The organism is Methylobacterium aquaticum (assembly GCF_001043915.1).
Taxonomy (GTDB): Bacteria; Pseudomonadota; Alphaproteobacteria; order Rhizobiales; family Beijerinckiaceae; genus Methylobacterium; species Methylobacterium aquaticum.
In genome coordinates this window covers 1-16617 of sequence record NZ_LABX01000063.1, presented here as the reverse complement: position 1 = coordinate 16617, position 16617 = coordinate 1, and the positions used below count along the sequence as shown (strand labels likewise).

Below are 16617 nucleotides of genomic sequence, written 5' to 3'. Positions count from 1 at the left end.
GGCGCGGGGGGGGGCGGGGGGCGGGGGGGTGGGGGGCCCCCACCCCCCCCGGGCGGCGGGCGGGGAGGGAACTGGTGCGCCCCCCCGGGCCCGCCGCTCCGGCCGGCCCACCGGGGCCCGCCGACGGCATACGCCTTCCCGCTTTCCCTATAATCCCTCGCGGCCGGCTTGTCTCCCCGGCCGGCTTCTCTCCCCCGTAGGATGTCTCTTCCCTCTAGAACCTCTCTCCCCGGCATGACTTGCCGCGTCGCGTGCGCCCTCCTCCAAGCGGCATTTTCCTTCCAGCGCCCGGTGGTGCGGCGGCGCAACGATGCTAAACAGGGCAGCGAGGCGCCGCATCCGTGCGGGAGCGAGGGCAAGTGAGCCCCGGCGGTGCCAGAATTTGGGGAAACGAGGGATGAAGAAGGTATACCCCGACGCCACCGCCGCCCTGGCGGGCGTCCTGCGGGACGGCATGACGATCATGGCCGGCGGCTTCGGCCTCTGCGGCATTCCCGACGTCCTCATCGACGCGGTGCGCGAGAGCGGCGCCAAGGACCTCACGGTCATCTCGAACAATGCCGGCATCGACGGCGTCGGCCTCGGCGTGCTGCTCGAGACGCGCCAGATCAAGAAGATGATCTCGTCCTATGTCGGCGAGAACAAGACCTTCGCCAAGCAGTACCTGGCCGGCGAACTGGAGATCGAGTTCAACCCGCAGGGCACCCTGGCCGAGCGCATCCGCGCCGGCGGCGCCGGCGTCCCGGCCTTCTTCACCAAGACCGGCGTCGGCACCCTGATCGCCGAGGGCAAGGAGACCCGGGAGTTCGACGGCGAGACCTACGTGATGGAGCGCGGGCTGTTCGCCGACGTCTCGCTGGTCCATGCCTGGAAGGGCGATACCGAGGGCAACCTCGTCTACCGGAAGACCGCCCGCAACTTCAACCCGATGATGGCGTCGGCCTCGCGCATGACCATCGCGCAGGTCGAGCATCTGGTGCAGCCGGGCGAGATCGACCCCGACCACATCATCACGCCCGGCGTGTTCGTGAAGCGGATGATCCACGTCCCGAACGCAGAGAAGCGCATCGAGCAGCGCACCACCCGCAAGCGCAGTGAAGCCGCGCCCGCCCCCGCCCCGACGGGCGGCGGCGCCATCTAACGAGCGAGAGAGGAGACCACCATGGCCTGGACGCGCGACCAGATGGCGGCCCGCGCCGCCCGCGAGCTCGAGGACGGCTTCTACGTCAATCTCGGCATCGGCATCCCGACGCTGGTGTCGAACTACATCCCCGACGGCATGTCGGTGCAGCTCCAGTCCGAGAACGGGATGCTGGGCATGGGCCCGTTCCCCTACGAGGGCGAGGAGGATCCCGACCTCATCAATGCCGGCAAGCAGACCATCACCGAATTGCCGACCACGAGCTACTTCTCGTCGGCGGATTCCTTCGGGATGATCCGTGGCGGCCATATCGACCTGTCGATCCTCGGGGCCATGCAGGTGGCCCAGAACGGCGATCTGGCCAACTGGATGATCCCCGGCAAGATGGTGAAGGGGATGGGCGGCGCGATGGACCTCGTCGCCGGGGTCAAGAAGGTCGTCGTGGTGATGGAGCACGTCGCCAAGGCCAAGGACGGCGCGGAATCCCCGAAGCTGCTCGAAGCCTGCGACCTGCCGCTCACCGGCACCCGCGTGGTCGACATGGTGATCACCGATCTCGGCGTCTTCACCATCGACAAGAAGGGTGACGGCGGCATGAGCCTGGTCGAACTCGCCGACGGCGTCACCGAGGACGAGGTGCGGGCCAAGACCCAAGGCCAGTACCGGGTGGCGCTGAAGAACAGCTGACGCAACTCCGGCGGGTGCCTCCCTGGGAGGCGTCCGCCGCGGCAGGCCGGCCTCGCCGATGTATCGCATCAGGACGCCCGGCTGTTCCAAGTCGAACCAGGCCCAGCGCTGGGCCTTGCCCGACCGGGTGTTCTTCGCCTGCGGCGCCTGCCACATCCTGGCTTACGCTTTCCTGGAGCGGCACGGACAGCCGGGGCAGGAGGCGTTGTGGATCAGGCCCATCCCTGGCCACACCGGCAACCACATCGTGGTGGCGACCGACGCCTGGGTCTTCGACTACCACGGCTATACTGACCGCGCCCGCTACGTCGCGCATACGTGGCGGCGTGCTCGCCTGGCGTGGCCCGGCTGGGATGCGATGCTGGTCTCCTTGCCGCGCGACGTCCTCGTGTCGGAGCAGAAGTCCAAGGCTTCGCCGGGCTCCGGCTGCGGGAGCCCGGCCAGTTCCTCCATGACGCCCTGCCGCGGGCGTGCCGCTTCCTCGACCGTTTTCCGGCTCCAGACGCGGCTCAGTGCTGCCCCGGATACGCCGCGTCGAGCACGAACGGATACGGTCCGTCGAACGCCTCGACATAGACCATGTGGGTCACGATTCCGGTCTCCGGCGTGTAGCGGTGGAGCAGGTAGGCCGGCGGCTCGAAGACCAGGGCGCCGTCGTGCTCCGGGTCCAGGTCGAAGGCGACCTGATGGGTGACGCTCGGGGCGATCTGGGCGATCGTGCCGGCATAGCGGGTCACGATCGGCCGGTGGTGGTGGCCGCACAGGATCCGCTCGATGCAGGTCTGAGCCCCGATCAGCCGCCGGAACGGCGCCTCGCCGTCGAGGAGCCGGATGTTGTCCATGTGGACGAGGCCGCACTCGAAGGGCGGATGGTGCATGAACACCAGGGTCGGGCGGCCGTCGCCCTCGGCCAAGGCCCGTTCGAGGAAGCCGAGGCGCTCGGTGCAGAGCGCGCCGTGGCTCGCGCCCGGGACCAGCGTGTCGAGGGCGATCAGGCGGACCGGGTGATCCTCGACCGTGTACTGGACGAAACCGTCCGTCGCGCCGGGAAGATACGAGGCCGGCAGGACCTCGCGCAGGGTCTCGCGCCGGTCATGGTTGCCGGGGATGACATGGACCGGCATCGGCAGGCGGGCCAGGAGGCCGCGCATTTCCTCGTACTCTTCCGCGAGACCGCAATCGGTCAGGTCGCCGGAGATCAGCACCAGGTCGGGCCGGGGATCGAGGGCGAGGAGATGGGCCACCGCGCGGGCGACCATCCGGTTGGTCTCGGAGACCCGGTAGGCCGGCAGCCCGCGGGGGCGCACGTGCAGGTCGGTGATCTGGGCGATGAGCATGGGGTTCGTCCGGCAATCGGAGGCGAGGGGTCCCATTCCGGGCCGCAGCGGTGGCAGGCGGCCCGGCACAGGACGATGCGCTGTCAGCGCTCTGGCGTCATCCCATCGGCCCAAGATGCTGACGCATCGGGCCGATGAACCATCTCAAATTTTCGATACTCAGCCAAAGGCTGAGCGAAAATTGGAGAACGGAATCAAAGGTCGTTTTCTTTCGACCGTTGGTATCACTCCGCGCCCGGCAGACGCAGGGCGGTGTCCTCGACGTAAGGACGCATCAGGGCATCGGCGGCCTTCTGGGCCGCGGCCAGCGCCTCCTTCGGCTGGCGCTTGCCCGAGAGCACCGCCTGCAACTCGTCCTCGATCGCCTTGCGCACCGGCACGGTGCGGTAGGTGGCGAACCACGGCTTGGCGTTGGCGAGTTGATCGACGGCGATCTTGGCGTCGGGGTTCTTCTCCAGGAAAGCCTTCATCTCGGGCAGGTCGTAGGCCGCCTTGTTGGGGGCGAAGTAGCCCGTGGCGCGGCTCCACCAGCCCGACTTCTCGGGCGAGGTCAGCCACTGGATCAGGGTCCAGCCGGCGGCGCGCTTCTCGGGCGAGAGGCCGGTCGGCTGCACCAGCGAGGCGCCGCCGATCGGCACCGCCTGGCGCACGTTCATCGGCACGAACGCGACCCGGAACGGGAACTTGGCGGTGTCGCGGATGAAGGTGAGGGAGCCCGTCGAGATGATCATCATCGACGCCTGGCCGGCCAGGAAGGCGCCGGTCACCGCCGGGCCCTTCTGCTCGCCGGCCGGGTGCACCTTGGCCTTGTGCACCAGGTCCGACCAGAAGGTGAGGGCGCCGAGCATGGTCGGGGTGTCGTAATAGACCTCGCCGCCATACTCCTCGTTGTAGTAGCGCCCGCCATTCGACATGGTCAGGGCTTCGAGGATCCAGCCGCCGTAATCGTAGTTCGAGGGCATCATCAGGCCCCAGCGGGTGGTGCGGTCGCCCTCGCGCTTGGTCAGCTTGCGGGCGGCATCGGACAGCTCGGCCCAGGTCCGCGGCGGCTTGTCCGGGTCGAGGCCGGCTTCCTTGAAGTGGTCGGCGTTGATGTAGAGCAGCGGGGTCGAATTGTGGAACGGCACGCCGTAGACCTTGCGGTCGATGACGGCGTTGGGGAGGAGCGCCGGGAAGAACTGGCCCATGAACGCCTCCGGCGTCTTGCCGTCCTTGGCGATCAGGTCGTCCATCGGGGCGATCTCGCGCTCGATCGACAGGTCGGTGAGGAAGTTCGCCGACATGATGACCGCCGCCGGCGGCTTGCCGGCCTTGATCGCCGCGCGGGTCTTCAGCAGCGTGTCGTCGTAGGAGCCGGTGAAAACCGGAATCGCCTTGATGTCCGGGTGGGAGTCGTTGAACTCCTTGATCAGGCCGGACATGTTGCGGGCGAGCGCCCCGTCGACCGGGACGGGGAAGAACAGCTCGATATCGGTCGCGTGCGCGGCGCGCGGCGCGGCGAGGCCGGCCACCGCGACAAGCGCGAGGGCGGCGCCCTTCCACCAGGAAATCATCTGTAGTCGTCCTCTTACTTGATGCCGGAGGCGAGAAAGCTGTTCACGAACCGGCGCTGGAAGATCAGGAAGGCGGCGAGCAGCGGCAGGCTGACCAGGAAGGTGCCGGCCGCGATCAACCCCCAGGCCTGCATGCCCTCGGCGCTGAGCGTGAAGCTCGCGAGACCCAGGGTGAGGGGCCGCTTGTCGGGGGAGTTGATGACCATCAGCGGCCACAGGAACTCGTTCCAGTGGCTGGTGACCGAGACGATCGAGAAGGCGACGAGGGCCGGCTTGGTCAGCGGCAAGTAGATGAGGCGGATGCGCGCCCACCAGCCGGCGCCGTCGATCATCGCGGCATCTTCCAGCTCGCGCGGCACGTCGCGAAAACTCTGGCGCATCAGGAAGGTGCCGAAGGCGGTGGCGCAATAGGGCGCCATCACGCCCGGCAGGGTGTCGTAGAGCCCCAGAGCCGCGATCGTCTTCAGGTTCGGCACCAGCAGCACCACCGGCACCAGCATCAGCTGGACCAGGAACAGGGCGAAGAGCAGGCCGCGGCCGGGGAATTCGAGCCGCGCGAAGACGTAACCGGCAAGCGACGCCGTGACGAGCTGCACCACCAGGATGCCGGCGCAGATGACGAGGGAGTTGAGGAAGTAGAGCGGGAAGTCGGCCGAGACCCAGGCTTCGGCGAAATTGGCCAGCGTCGGCGTCAGCGCGGGCAGGAGCGAGGCGTCGGGGCTCGACCCTGCCGGCCGGAACGCCGCCACCAGCATCCACCAGAACGGCACCGCCCAGAGGAGGGCGAGGCCGGCGACCACCCAGCGCGCGATGCGGGGCGTGACCTCGCGGGTGACGGGCCCGGCTTGCGGATGCGCGCTCATCGGGACGCCTCCGGACCCTGGCTGCGGCTGAGCGACAGGGCGGTCAGCGCGGCCAGCAGGCCCAGCGTCACCACCGTGGCGGCGGCGGCGCGGCCGGCATCGTAGCGCTCGGCGGCCTGCTCGTAGATGTAGAACAACAGGAGCTTCGTCGCGTCCGAGGGCCCGCCCTTGGTCAGCACGAAGACATGGTCGACCTGCGTCACCGCGTTGAGGAGCGCGATCACCCCGACGAAGGCGAAGGTCGGGCGCAAGCCCGGCAGGGTGACGTAGCGCAGGCGCTGCCACGGGCCGGCGCCGTCGAGGAGCGCGGCTTCCTTGGCCTCGTCGGGGATCGCCTGCAAGCCCGCCAGGATGAAGAGCATGTAGTAGCCGGCATTCTTCCACACGGTGAGCACCGTGATCGCGCCGAGCGCGAGGTCGGGATCGCCGAGCCAGTTGGCGCCCGCGAATCCGAGCCGGGCGAGGTGGTGGTCGATGAGGCCGATCCCGGGCAGGAACAGGAACAGGAACAGCGCGGCGGCGGCGACCAGCGGGATCATCACCGGCAGGAAGAACACGGCCCGCATCAACGCCCGCACCCGGCCCGCACCGTTCAGCGCCAGGGCGAAGGCGAGCGCCAGGATCAGGCTCGGCACCACCGTGCCGACCGCGTAGAGCGCGTTGTTGAGGAGCGCGCGCTGGAAGGTCGGATCGGCGAACAGCGCGGCGAAGTTGGCCAGTCCCACGAAGCGGGTGCCCCGGCGCGTCACCTCGTGGGTGGCGTCCCACACCACCTCGACGACCGGCCAGTAGGTGAAGAGGGCGAGGAAGACGAGGGAGGGGCCGAGCAGGGCGAGCGGCAGCAGGAGGCCAGCCCAGGGCCGGCGCGCCGTCTCGGGCGCGGCGGCAGGAGCCTGTCGGGCCGCCGGGATCATGTCGAGGGCGTGGGTCACGGGTATCCGCCGGGGTGTCGGGACCGGGGCGTCATCGGGCGGTTTCGTGACAGGGGGATGAAATCAACGGGGTTGACGGCCGCGCTCCCGGCATGGCCGACCCGATTTTGCCGGTCGTCATCCCGATCCCCTGCCTATTCGCTCGCCACCAGGTCAGTCCTGCACGGCAGACCAGCCTAGCTCGACAGCGAACCGTGACGGCCTGGCCTAAGCCGGACCATGACGGATCTTGCCGAATCGCCCTATACTCCACGGCGAATACGGAACGATGATGACAGTGCCGGGCGTACCGGCGGGCCGCCGCAGCGGGATGCTCAGCCCGAGAGCCTGGTGCCGAACGATGTTCGCCCCCGCGGGTCCGTCCGGGGCCGCGACATGAAGCCCGGAAGCACATGGAGCCTGGAAGCACATGGAGCCCGTGAAAATCTGCGGGATCCACTCAAACACTGTCCGAGAGCCTGTTTGGCCTGATCGACGGCATCGATCGCACCACACCCTCATCGTGACGTGTCAGTCGATCGAAAATCGACTGACCTCGAAGAAGGGCTCCCGTTCGCACAGAGACGTCTGGCGGCATCCTTCGAATCTGCTCCGCAGCACCTCAGGATGAGGTCGCGGGTCATGCCAACGGTCGCTGAAAACGACCGTTGGTCCGGTTCTCGAATTTTTGCCAAGTCGCTGGCTTGCTATCAAAAATTTGAGATGGCTCATCGGCCCGGCGCGTCAGCATCTTGGGTCGATCATATCAGATCGACAAAAATCTCGTGGTGCAAAAGCGCTTCACGATCGCATCACAATCGCGAAGCTTCTCCAGCTCTTTGATTTTGCCGCATTGTCTACGACGAACCGGCATCCAGTTCGTCGGAAAATGCTCTAACCCCGCCAGTCGCACAATCTCCGACCCATCCCGGAGCGAATCATGACGGACCACGGATACCACGCGTTGCTGGAGGAGGTGCTGGCCCCCTCGGTGGCGTCTCGATCCGCCGGATGTCGGGCGGATTCGGGTTGTTTCGCGCCAGCCTGATGTTCGGGCCCGCCGTGCGCGGCAAACGCGACCTGAAGGCTGCGCCCGACGAGACCGCCTCCTTCGGCCGAGGGCAGCGCGCCGTTCTCCTATCCCACGAAGGGAGGCCGGGTGACCGTCGACGCCAGCGACGGGCGGGCGCCGGTCCGGCTCAGCAACGATCCGAAGGAAGCGGTGGCCTGGGCGCGCCGGGTTTGCGCGGCCGCGGCGGCGGACCAAAGAGTGAGACCGAGAGCCACGGATCCAGGACCACGGCCGGCGCGGTCTCGCGCGCTCAGAGCCTTGCCGCCCGAACGGCTGCGGCAAGGCTCTGAGCGCGCCGCTTCAGAATTCCGGCTCGTTCAGCACCCGGGTGCCGATCCGGCTCTGGAGGTCGAGCGGTGCGCCAGTCTGCTGGCCGAGGGCATCGACCTCGATCACCGGGATGCCGGCGTTGCGCATCTGCTCGCGCAGACGCTCCGACAGCATGCGGAAGGCGCCGCCCGTGTCGCGCGGCGGAACGTGCAGCACCACCGCCGCCGGGCGCGGCATCATCGCCAGGACATCGTCCGCCGCCTCCAGGGAGGCGGTGACGCTGGCATAGCCCAGCTCCGCCAGCTCGGCGGAGAGGGCCCGGTCGATGGCGCGGTGGCCATCGTCGACGACGAGAACTTTTTGCAGCGCACCCATATCGAAGCGTTAACCGATCGCGTGCCTCTCGTGAAGGCACCGGGGCAGTAACGCTGTGAGCCGACGAAGGTTCACCCCTGACCCAGGGCCAGGGCGGCGGAAGCCCCCGGGCGGGATCCGGTGGTGAGCCGTCAAATGATTGGCTCGGCTGGTGTTTTCACGTCATGACGCGGGGGCTGGCAAGAGGTCGGCGCGCGACGGCATCTCGGCGACGGCGGTGGCGACGCCGGCGAAAAGCGAGGCCCGGAAGCGCGAAACCATCCAGCCGCCGGGATTTTCCTCCATGGTGATGCCGCGGCGCAACATCCGGGCCGTGCAGGCCGGGCCGCGGAAGCTCAGCCGCCCGTCCGGGTCGCGGCGGACCTGGACCAGGCCGCTCCGCTCGGCGGCGAAAGCGGCCCGCTCCGGGGCCGGTGCGGCCCGCTCAGGGGCCGCCAGGACGAGGCCGACATCCTGGGCGTCGCGCCGGCCGCAGAGCAGGGCGATCTCGTCGAAGGCCACGACGTCGACCACGCCGGAGCGGCCCGGCAGGCGCCCGCTGAGGCGGCAGGGCGCCCGGTGCACATAGGCGAGGGTGCGCAGGCGGCTCGGCACGGTGGTGCGGGAGAAGCCCGCCTCCATCCAGGCCGGCGCGACGAGGTGGGTCGGGACCCGCTGGTCGAGGGCGGCCGAGAGGGCGCCGACGTCGAAGACCGGGTGGCATTCGAGGGTGGCACCGGCGAGCAGCGCGGCGGTGAGTCCGGTGGCGAGGCCCTTCAGGTCGTTGGGCGGCAGAAGGCTCAGGATCCGCTCCCCCGGCTCGACCCGGAGGGGCACCAGGCAGCCGGCGGCCGCAGCCGTCAGCGCCTCGGCCTCGCGCCGCATCGGCAGAGGGGCGCCCGCGGGCTCGGCCGGCGGGCCGGCGGCGCGGTCCGGCGCCGGCACGGGCCCCGGGAGCGCGAAGGTGACGAGGCCGGCCGCCGGCCCGGTGCCGAGCGCGGCGGCGTCGCCCCGGTGGTCGAGGACGACCTGATCGAGGCTGAGCACCCCGTCCGGCACGTGCGGCCCGAAGGCGGCGACGAACCGTAAGGGGAAGTAGCGCATCGCGACCCGGCACAGCCGCTCCGCCGGCCGCTCGGCCCCGAGCACGCCCTGGGTCAGGATGGCGAGGACCTGCGCCGCCTCGACGGCCTGGAGCAGGCGGTCCTCGTCCCAGGTGACCGGCAGCAGGCAGGGCACGTGGCCGGCCTGCTCGATCGCCAGAAAGGCGAGATGCGCCTCGGCCATGCCGGCCATGCACAGGCCGACGGGGCTCCGTGGCGGCAGCCGCAGCTGCTGCAAGCCCTCGGCGAGGCGCGCGACGATCTCGCGGGCGGCGGCGTAGGTCCAGGCGATGGCGGGCCGGCCGCACCAGGCGGGCTTGCTCGCCTGATCGACGAGGGCGATGCGGGTCGGATGCCGGTCCGCGATGGCGGCCAGGAGCGCGGACAGCCCCATCGGCGCGGCCGCGGGCGTCCCGGCACCGGCCGGACGGGCCGGGTCGGGCAGGGACGACGCCTCGTCTCGTCTCATCGTCGCCTGGGCCGCCACCGCCGTCACCTCGTCCGCTTGCCGCGCCCGCCATCCTGCCCGCGCATGGTTAATGCCGTTTTAAGCGTGCCGGCCCCCTCGCGGTCCGCGATGGGATCGGCTAAGGGGCGCTTCGGTCGGCGGCCGGGGCCTTGCCTTCGCCTCAATCAGGGGGAAAGCAGGCGCCCCGGAGGCCGGGCGGAGCCGTTCGGGCGCGCTCCGCTTGCTGCCGGCGCGCCCGCATCCAGCGGGTTTTGCGCGCCTGAAGGCCACCGACGTCCTGCCGTTTGAGGGGTCCACTCCTGATGTTCTTCGCGAATCGTCCCGCGCGCCCGAACCAGGCCGCCATCGCCTTCGCCCTGGCCGGCCTCGGGCTCGGTCTCGCGGCCGCCCCGGCGCTCGCCCAGCCCAAGAAGCCCGCCGCGCCCGCACCGGCCCAGCAGGCCGCCCCGGCGGCCCCGGCGCAGCAGACCGGCCCGATGGTCGTGCAGGTGAAGCCCGAGCCGTCCCAGGCCGACTGGACCAAGGTCTGCGGCAAGGACCAGGCCAGCGGCAACGAGGTCTGCTACACCACCCGCGACTTCGTCTCCGACCAGGGCCAGGCGGTGCTGGCCGTGGCGGTCTACGACATGAAGGGCCCGCAGGGCGCCAAGGTCGTGCGCTTCCTGATGCCGCTCGGCCTGCTGCTCCAGCCCGGCATCCGCTTCACGGTCGACAACACCCAGCCGACCCCCGGCCGCTACGCCGTCTGCTTCCCGAACGGCTGCTTCGCCGAGGCTCCGGGCCTGAAGGACGACGTCATCGCCGCGATGAAGAAGGGCACGACCCTGAACGTCAGCGTGCAGAACCAGATGCAGCGCGAGGTCACCTTCGCGGTGCCGCTGACCGGCTTCGGCAAGGCGTTCGACGGCGCCCCGATCGACCCGAAGGTGCTCGAGGAGCAGCAGAAGAAGCTCCAGGCCGAGCTGGAGAAGCGCTCCGAGGAGATGCGCAAGCAGCTCGAGCAGAAGGGCGCCGCCGCGCCGGCAGCTCCGGGCAAGTGATCCTGTCGGGCAAATGATCCTGTCGGGGAGACGGTCACGTCTCCTGCATCCGGTCGCGGGCCGTCCGGCCCGCGACCGGATGCACGAAGGGCCGGGCGGCGACGCCCGGCCCTTTTTCGCGAGGGGATGCGGCCCTCTGCCCGTCAGCCGAGGGGCTGTCCGGGAGCATCGAGGGCCTCAATTCGCCGCGTCGACCCGCATGCGGTAGCCGCCCTCGGCGTCGCGCTCGAACATCTCGGCGATGCGGGCGTGGCGCAGGGCCTCGCCGGAGCGGTCCGGCACCAGGTTCTGCTCGGAGACGTAGGCGACGTATTCGGTGTCCTGGTTCTCGGCCAGCAGGTGGTAGAACGGCTGGTCCTTGGAGGGCCGCACCTCCTCGGGAATCGCTTGCCACCATTCCTCGGTATTGGCGAAGACCGGGTCGACGTCGAAGATGATGCCGCGGAACGGGTAGATCCGGTGGCGCACCACGTCGCCGATGTTGAACTTGGCAAAGCGGATGACCGCACCGGACGGCGCGGCGTCGGGCTGCGGGGCGGGCATGGCGGAGAGGGTCTGTCCGAGGGGCATGGGCGTCACATAGGACAACGGAGGCGGGTTTGCACCGGCGCGGAGCCCCGCGCACGGCGCGACAACCCGCCCCCATTGTCACGAGGGCGGGAGACTCATCCCTCCAGGCCGTAGGCCCGGGCGAGGTCGGGATCCTTGGCGGCGACGAGCCGGGCGAGGTTCACGATGACGCTGGCCTGCTTCCAGGTGGCGTCGTCCTGCATCTTGCCGTCGAGCATCACCGCGCCGGTGCCGTCGGGCATCGCCTCCAGGATGCGCTTGGCGAAGGCGACCTCGCCCGGATCGGGCGCGAAGACGCTTTTCGCGATGGCGACCTGGCTCGGATGCAGGGTCCAGGCCCCGGCGCAGCCCATCAGGAAGGCGTTGCGGAACTGCACCTCGCAGGCGGCGCCGTCGGAGAAATCGCCGAACGGGCCGTAGAACGCCTTGATGCCGTTGGCCTGGCAGGCATCGACCATCCGCGCGATGGTGTAGTGCCAGAGATCCTGCTGCACGCTTCCCCGCTCCGACGAGCCGGGCGTCGGATCGGCAATGACCTTGTAGTCGGGGTGGCCGCCGCCGACCCGGGTGGTCTTCATGCCGCGCGACGCCGCGAGATCCGCCGGGCCGAGGCTCATGCCGTGCATGCGCGGCGAGGCGCAGGCGATGGCATCGACATTGGCCACGCCCTCCGCCGTCTCCAGGATGGCATGGACCAGGATCGGCTTGGTGACGCCGGCCTTCGCCTCGAGCTGGGCGAGCAGCTGGTCGACGTAGTGGATGTCCCAGGGTCCCTCGACCTTCGGCACCATCACGACGTCGAGCTTGTTCCCGACCTCGGCCACGATCTCGATCAGGTCGTCGAGCAGCCACGGCGAGTTGAGGGCGTTGACGCGGGTCCACAGGCCGGTGCCGCGAGCGGCGAAGTCGGTGTCCCGCGCCATGGCGATGAAGCCCTTGCGGGCGTTCAGCTTCTGATCGGCCGGGACCGCGTCCTCGAGGTTGCCCAGCACCACGTCGACCTGGGTCGCCAGCTCCGGCACCCGGGCCCGGACCTTGTCGTTGTGCGGCGGCACGAAGTGGATCATGCGCTCCAGGCGCACCGGCAGCTCGCGGAACGGAGTCGGAGCCCCGGAGGCCAGGGGCTGGAAGAAGCGGCGCGGCAGTTTCATGGACGTATCTCCGACCTTCCGGCGCGACCGGTCTCCCGCATCGCGAAACATCCCGGGCATGACGGAGGGGTAGTGCAGGGGCGGCGCGGCCGTAAAGGGGTTGCGTCTCGGCAGATGGTCGTGCGGGGCCCAAGTTCCACGGCGGGCGCCTTCGGCCGGCGGGGATTCCGGCCTTCGAGGGACGATCCGACCGGACTGGCACGGACGGGCGACGCGCCCTGTCTTCACGCCCCCGTCGCAAGTCGTCCCATGTCGACGTGCCGGCGGTGCATTGCCGGTTATCGTTCGGAGACCAGGACGGCGACACAACAGGACGGTCTGACCGGCAGCCGGATTGGTCGCCTTCTCGACGGTTCCGGCCTTGATCTGATGAATGGTGCGCGAGAAACCTGCGGGCACGTGTTCTTTCGCACATGCAGCAGGGAACGCGTGCGGCACCGTGGCGTTCACCGGACGAGGCGGGCCGCGGAGGACAAGAAGACGATGTCCCGAGAGTGGAATCGGCGCGGGTTTGCCGGCGCCGCGATGGCGGTGATGGCATGGGGCGCCGCCTTGCCGGCCGAGGCCGGCACGGTGGCGGACCGGCAGCGCTCGACCGTGCGGGCGAGCTTCACGGCGGGGGACCTGGCGGCGGCACGGCCGGAGGGGCTGCCCGCCTCGGTGCGGCTGCCGGGCGACGATCCGGCGGCGTTCCGGGGCTTCCTCGCCGCGGCGCCGATGGCCTCGCGCGCGCCCTGGCTCGCCCTGTCGGGCGGCGGCGAGAACGGTGCCTTCGCGGCGGGTCTGCTCAAGGGCTGGACCCGGGCCGGCACGCGGCCGGATTTCGGCGTCGTCACCGGCGTCTCGACCGGCGCGCTGATCGCCCCCTTCGCCTTCGTCGGCGCCTCGCAGGACGCGGCCCTGGAGACCGCCTACACGGAGACCTCCGCGGCGGACGTGTTCGAGTTCGGCGGCGGGGCCGAGAGCCTCACCGATACCTGGCCGCTCAAGCGCGGCATCGAGCGCACCGTCACGCCCGCGCTCCTGGAGGCGGTGGCGGCGGAGCACCGCAAGGGCCGGCGTCTCCTGATCGTCACCACCGAACTCGATTCCTTGCGCCCGACCCTGTGGGACATGGGCGCCATCGCGGCCGCCGGCGGTCCCGCCGGGCTCACGCTCTTCCGCGAGGTGATGCTGGCCTCGGCGGCGATCCCCGGCATCTTCCCGCCGGTGCTGATCGAGGCCACCGGCCCCGGCGGCAAGCGGTTCCAGGAGATGCATGCCGATGGCGGCGCCACGGCGCCGTTCTTCGTCGCGCCGGGCCGCATGCTGCTCGATCAGGTCGCGGGCGCCCCCGCCGGGGAGGACCGGCTGCCGGCGCCCGCCATCTACGTCGTCGTCAACACCTCGCAGGCACCGGACTTCCAGGTCACCCAGCGCTCGATGCTGAGCATCCTCGGCCGCTCGCTCTCGGCGATGATCAAGGCCCAGACCGCCGGCGCCATCGCGGTGACGAGGGCGTTCGCGGCCCGCACGGGCACGCCGATCCGCATCGCCACCATCGACCAGCGCTTCTCCCGGACCTCGCAGGCGCCGTTCGAGCAGGGCTACATGCGCGCCCTGTTCGCCCATGGCGAGCGGCTGGGCAGGGCCGGCACCGCCTTCGACTGGTTGCCGGACAGCCTCACCACCAGCGCGACGGGGCGCAGCGCCAGCAAAGCCCCGTAAGCCCCGTCAGCCTCGCATCAGAGTCGGCGTGCCGAGGCGCGGCGTCACGCCCTCGCGCATCACCAGGCGGCGCAACGGCGCGATGGTCGAGAGGGCGAGCAGGCCGACGCCGCGGGCGAGATCGCTCGGCAGGAAGGCGGTGAGGAGGCTGCGGTTGAGGGTGTCGACGGCGCCGGTGCGCAGCCGGGCATCGAGGGCCCGGCCGCGGGCGAAGCCCGCCAGCACCGAATCGGCCCCGGCATCGCGGGCGCCCGCCACGGCGTCGCGGAGGGAGGCGGCATCGCGCAGGCCGAGATTCAGCCCCTGCGCGCCGATCGGCGGGAAGACGTGGGCCGCCTCGCCGACGAGGGCCAGGCGCGGCCCGACCGGGTGCGGCACCGACAGGCCGCGCATCGGCACCAGGCCCCGCGGCCCGTCGATCCGCATGGCCCCCAGCATCGACTGCGCCTGCCGCTCGATCGCCCGGGCGAGGGCGTCGTCGTCGAGGGCGGCGAGGGCCTCCGCCCGCGCCTCGGCCGCGACCCAGACCAGGCTGGAGCGGCGCCCGCCCGGCAACGGCACCAGGGTGAACGGCCCCTCGCGGGTGTGGAACTCGGTCGAGACCTCGCGGTGGTCGCGGGCATGGGCCAGGATCGTGGTGAGCGCCTTCTGCGGGTAGGTCCAGCGCCGCACGGCGAGGCCCGCCGCCTCGCGCAAGGGCGAGCCGCCGCCATCGGCCGCGACGACGAGGCGGGCGTCGACGCGACCGCCCCCTTCCAGGGCCAGGACCGCCCGGTCCTCGACCAAGGTGCGGCCGGCGGCGTCGTGCTCGATCAAGGTCAGGTCCGGGACGGCGCGCGCGCGGGCGCGCAGGGCCTCGACCAGGCGGGTGGCCTCGATGTTCCAGCCGAAGGCGTCGAGGCCGATCTCGCGGGCGACGAAGCGGGCCGGCGGCGGACGGAAGAGGCTGCCGGTGTCGTCGATCAGGTGCATCTCGGTCAGCGGCGCGGCCTGGGGCTCCAGCGCCTCCCAGGCGCCGAGCGCCCGCAGCAGCCGCACCGAGCCGTCGAGGAGCGCCACGGTGCGCCCATCGGCCACGGGAGCATGGCGGCCGACCAGAGCCGTGCGCAATCCGTCGCGGGCGAGCGCCAGGGCCGCCGCCAGGCCGACCGCGCCGGCGCCGACCACCGCCACGTCGTAAGGGGGCCCGTCGAAGGGGCCGTCGGGATTCGGCTCGACTGTCTGGCTCACGACACGGTGTCCCTCGAACGATCCTGCGGGCTGATCTGGGTCACGCGGGGCCGGTCCGCCATCCCGGCCATTGCCGCAGCCCGGCCGCCACCTATGATCCCGGCCGGACACCAAGACCAGGACGGGAGCGGACGATGCCCAAGGCGATCCGGATTCACGAGTATGGCGGCCCCGAGGTGTTGCGCTACGAGGAGGTCTCGGTCGGCGATCCCGGCCCCGGCCAGATCCGGGTGCGCCAGAGCGCGATCGGCGTCAACTTCATCGACATCTATTTCCGCTCCGGCCAGTACAAGGCGCCGCAGCTTCCCTTCACCCCCGGCAACGAGGGCGCCGGCACGGTGGTGGCGGTGGGCGAGGGCGTGACCGGCTTCGCGCCCGGCGACCGGGTCGCCTACGGCTCGGCCTCCGGCACCTATGCCGAGGAGGTGGTGATCGAGGCGCGCATGGTGGTGCGGGTGCCGGACGGCATCGACGACGACACCGCCGCCGCGATGATGCTCAAGGGCCTCACCACCCAGTACCTGCTGCGGCGCACCTACAAGGTCCAGCCCGGCGACACGATCCTGTTCCACGCCGCCGCCGGCGGCGTCGGGCTGATCGCGACGCAATGGGCCAAGCATCTCGGCGCCACGGTGATCGGCACCGTCGGCTCGCCCGACAAGGTCGCGCTCGCCCGCGAGCATGGCTGCGACCACGTCATCCTCTACCGGGACGAGGATTTCGCCGCCCGGGTCAAGGAGATCACCGGCGGCAAGGGCTGCCAGGTGGTCTATGACGGCGTCGGCAAGGCGACCTTCCCGGCCTCCCTCGATTGCCTCAGGCCGTTCGGCACGTTCGTGAGTTTCGGCAGCGCCTCGGGCCCGGTCGCGGCCTTCGACATCGGCCTCCTCGGCCAGAAGGGCTCGCTCTACGCCACCCGGCCGACTTTGTTCACCCACGCCGCCGACCGCGCGACCCTGGAGGAGATGGCCGCCGACCTGTTCGCGGTGGTGCAAAGCGGCGCCGTGATGATCCCGGTCCATACCCGGGCCAAGCTCGCCGACGCGCCGAAGGTCCATGCCGACCTCGCCGGGCGCCAGACCACCGGCGCCACGGTGATGCATCCCTGATAGGCTGACCTTGTGTGGCCCGGGGCGATTCGCCCCGGGCCACACAAGGT

Annotated in this window: 14 protein-coding genes; 5 read left to right on the top strand and 9 right to left on the bottom strand. The window is 70.6% G+C overall.

The window, feature by feature from the left end:
- The first annotated feature begins 397 nt into the window (after window positions 1-397).
- Both VP06_RS08875 and VP06_RS08870 read left to right on the top strand, forming a co-directional pair.
- Window positions 398-1141 carry a CoA transferase subunit A gene (locus VP06_RS08875; RefSeq protein ID WP_048463424.1) on the top strand — a complete coding sequence of 248 codons (744 nt, stop codon included), beginning with the start codon at window positions 398-400 and terminating at the stop codon, window positions 1139-1141.
- Window positions 1142-1162: 21 nt separating this feature from the next.
- Window positions 1163-1828: a 3-oxoacid CoA-transferase subunit B gene (locus VP06_RS08870; protein WP_048463423.1), complete on the top strand. Its 666-nt coding sequence runs from the start codon at window positions 1163-1165 to the stop codon at window positions 1826-1828.
- Window positions 1829-2337: 509 nt separating this feature from the next.
- Here the strand turns inward: VP06_RS08870 and VP06_RS08865 are convergent.
- The 6 genes from VP06_RS08865 to VP06_RS08840 form a co-directional block, all read right to left on the bottom strand.
- Complete coding sequence (locus VP06_RS08865; RefSeq protein ID WP_048463422.1) at window positions 2338-3165, bottom strand: phosphodiesterase; 828 nt, start codon at window positions 3163-3165, stop codon at window positions 2338-2340.
- 224 nt (window positions 3166-3389) lie between these two features.
- The gene (locus VP06_RS08860; RefSeq protein WP_048463421.1) at window positions 3390-4718 is read right to left on the bottom strand and encodes an ABC transporter substrate-binding protein; all 1329 of its coding nucleotides are present in this window, start codon (window positions 4716-4718) and stop codon (window positions 3390-3392) included.
- A gap of 14 nt (window positions 4719-4732) precedes the next feature.
- Window positions 4733-5581, bottom strand: coding sequence for a carbohydrate ABC transporter permease (locus tag VP06_RS08855; RefSeq protein ID WP_048463420.1), 849 nt, complete (start codon window positions 5579-5581; stop codon window positions 4733-4735).
- On the bottom strand, window positions 5578-6513 hold the full coding sequence (locus tag VP06_RS08850; RefSeq protein ID WP_245291108.1) for a carbohydrate ABC transporter permease: 936 nt from the start codon (window positions 6511-6513) through the stop codon (window positions 5578-5580). The genes VP06_RS08855 and VP06_RS08850 overlap by 4 nt, the downstream gene beginning before the upstream one ends.
- Before the next feature lie 1351 nt (window positions 6514-7864).
- Window positions 7865-8209: a response regulator gene (locus VP06_RS08845; RefSeq protein ID WP_048463419.1), complete on the bottom strand. Its 345-nt coding sequence runs from the start codon at window positions 8207-8209 to the stop codon at window positions 7865-7867.
- A gap of 162 nt (window positions 8210-8371) precedes the next feature.
- Window positions 8372-9760, bottom strand: a complete 1389-nt coding sequence (locus VP06_RS08840) for an AMP-binding protein (RefSeq protein WP_053081608.1) — start codon at window positions 9758-9760, stop codon at window positions 8372-8374.
- Window positions 9761-10062: 302 nt separating this feature from the next.
- Between VP06_RS08840 and VP06_RS08835 the strand changes: the two genes are divergently transcribed.
- Entirely contained in the window at window positions 10063-10800 is a 738-nt protein-coding gene (locus VP06_RS08835; RefSeq protein ID WP_048463418.1) for an invasion associated locus B family protein, read from the top strand.
- Between the two features lie 177 nt (window positions 10801-10977).
- Here VP06_RS08835 and hspQ read toward each other — a convergent pair whose 3' ends face one another.
- Window positions 10978-11343, bottom strand: coding sequence for a heat shock protein HspQ (hspQ, locus tag VP06_RS08830; protein WP_048463417.1), 366 nt, complete (start codon window positions 11341-11343; stop codon window positions 10978-10980).
- 122 nt (window positions 11344-11465) lie between these two features.
- Complete coding sequence (locus VP06_RS08825; RefSeq protein ID WP_048463416.1) at window positions 11466-12521, bottom strand: HpcH/HpaI aldolase/citrate lyase family protein; 1056 nt, start codon at window positions 12519-12521, stop codon at window positions 11466-11468.
- 483 nt (window positions 12522-13004) lie between these two features.
- On the opposite strand from VP06_RS08825, the gene VP06_RS08820 reads away from it, so the two are divergent.
- Window positions 13005-14228: a patatin-like phospholipase family protein gene (locus tag VP06_RS08820; protein ID WP_048463415.1), complete on the top strand. Its 1224-nt coding sequence runs from the start codon at window positions 13005-13007 to the stop codon at window positions 14226-14228.
- A 6-nt stretch (window positions 14229-14234) separates the two neighbouring features.
- On the opposite strand, the gene VP06_RS08815 is transcribed toward VP06_RS08820, so the two are convergent.
- Window positions 14235-15458, bottom strand: coding sequence for a UbiH/UbiF family hydroxylase (locus VP06_RS08815; protein WP_048463414.1), 1224 nt, complete (start codon window positions 15456-15458; stop codon window positions 14235-14237).
- Window positions 15459-15592: 134 nt separating this feature from the next.
- Between VP06_RS08815 and VP06_RS08810 the strand changes: the two genes are divergently transcribed.
- Entirely contained in the window at window positions 15593-16567 is a 975-nt protein-coding gene (locus VP06_RS08810; protein WP_048463413.1) for a quinone oxidoreductase family protein, read from the top strand.
- Window positions 16568-16617: the final 50 nt, after the last annotated feature.

Coding starts and splice junctions, on each gene's coding strand:
- VP06_RS08835 (WP_048463418.1), top strand. CDS start 10,063: ATGTTCTTCGCGAATCGTCCCGCGCGCCCGAACCAGGCCGCCATCGCC.
- VP06_RS08860 (WP_048463421.1), bottom strand. CDS start 4,718: ATGATTTCCTGGTGGAAGGGCGCCGCCCTCGCGCTTGTCGCGGTGGCC.
- VP06_RS08875 (WP_048463424.1), top strand. CDS start 398: ATGAAGAAGGTATACCCCGACGCCACCGCCGCCCTGGCGGGCGTCCTG.
- VP06_RS08820 (WP_048463415.1), top strand. CDS start 13,005: ATGTCCCGAGAGTGGAATCGGCGCGGGTTTGCCGGCGCCGCGATGGCG.
- hspQ (WP_048463417.1), bottom strand. CDS start 11,343: ATGCCCGCCCCGCAGCCCGACGCCGCGCCGTCCGGTGCGGTCATCCGC.
- VP06_RS08840 (WP_053081608.1), bottom strand. CDS start 9,760: ATGAGACGAGACGAGGCGTCGTCCCTGCCCGACCCGGCCCGTCCGGCC.
- VP06_RS08855 (WP_048463420.1), bottom strand. CDS start 5,581: ATGAGCGCGCATCCGCAAGCCGGGCCCGTCACCCGCGAGGTCACGCCC.
- VP06_RS08870 (WP_048463423.1), top strand. CDS start 1,163: ATGGCCTGGACGCGCGACCAGATGGCGGCCCGCGCCGCCCGCGAGCTC.
- VP06_RS08845 (WP_048463419.1), bottom strand. CDS start 8,209: ATGGGTGCGCTGCAAAAAGTTCTCGTCGTCGACGATGGCCACCGCGCC.
- VP06_RS08810 (WP_048463413.1), top strand. CDS start 15,593: ATGCCCAAGGCGATCCGGATTCACGAGTATGGCGGCCCCGAGGTGTTG.
- VP06_RS08865 (WP_048463422.1), bottom strand. CDS start 3,165: ATGCTCATCGCCCAGATCACCGACCTGCACGTGCGCCCCCGCGGGCTG.
- VP06_RS08825 (WP_048463416.1), bottom strand. CDS start 12,521: ATGAAACTGCCGCGCCGCTTCTTCCAGCCCCTGGCCTCCGGGGCTCCG.